Source organism: Skermanella aerolata KACC 11604 (genome assembly GCF_000936425.1).
Taxonomy (GTDB): Bacteria; Pseudomonadota; Alphaproteobacteria; order Azospirillales; family Azospirillaceae; genus Skermanella; species Skermanella aerolata.
Genome location: NZ_AVFK01000191.1, coordinates 1 through 666, shown reverse-complemented (window position 1 = coordinate 666; position 666 = coordinate 1). Strand labels below are relative to the sequence as shown.

1 protein-coding gene is annotated in these 666 nt (G+C 66.7%); it reads left to right on the top strand.

Translation table 11 applies throughout. From position 1 onward, the window contains the following. On the top strand, window positions 1–666 hold a 666-nt coding region (locus tag N826_RS39160; RefSeq protein ID WP_044438075.1), incomplete at both ends, for a transposase.

Below are 666 nucleotides of genomic sequence, written 5' to 3'. Positions count from 1 at the left end.
CCGTTCGCCCGCGAGGTGCTGGAGCGGGCAGCTGCTGGCGGCGAACCGCTGAACCTGATCCTGGACCAGTCCCAGATGTCGGAGCGCCACCAGGTGCTGATGCTGGCGCTACGCTGGGGCGAGCGTGCCCTGCCGCTGGCCTGGCGGGTCGAGCGGACCGACGGCGCGATTGGGTTCGAGATCCAGAGATCGCTGCTCGAGGCGGTCGCCCCCTGGCTGCCGGAACAGGCCAAGGTGCGGCTGCTGGGCGACCGCTTCTATGGCACCGCCGACTTGATCGGCTGGTGCCAGGAGCGCGGCTGGGATTATCGCCTGCGCCTGAAGGGCAATCTGGTCGTGTTCGACGGCGCTGGCCGGACGACGACCGGGCAGTGCGCCAAGGACCGGGTCTACTATTTGGAAGACGTCGAGCTGACCGGGCGGCGGGCGCGAACCCATATCGGCATCATCCACGATCCGGGGCACGCGGAGCCCTGGATCATCGCGATGTCTGAAAAGCCTGGATACTTGCGCACGCTTGAGTATTCAGCTCGCTGGGGTATCGAGCCGATGTTCTCGGACTTCAAGTCGCGCGGCTTCGGCATTGAAGACACCCAGCTCCGCTACGCCGACCGCCTCGACCGCCTGATCCTGGTCATGGCTCTGGCGCTTTACGTCGCGGTGTCC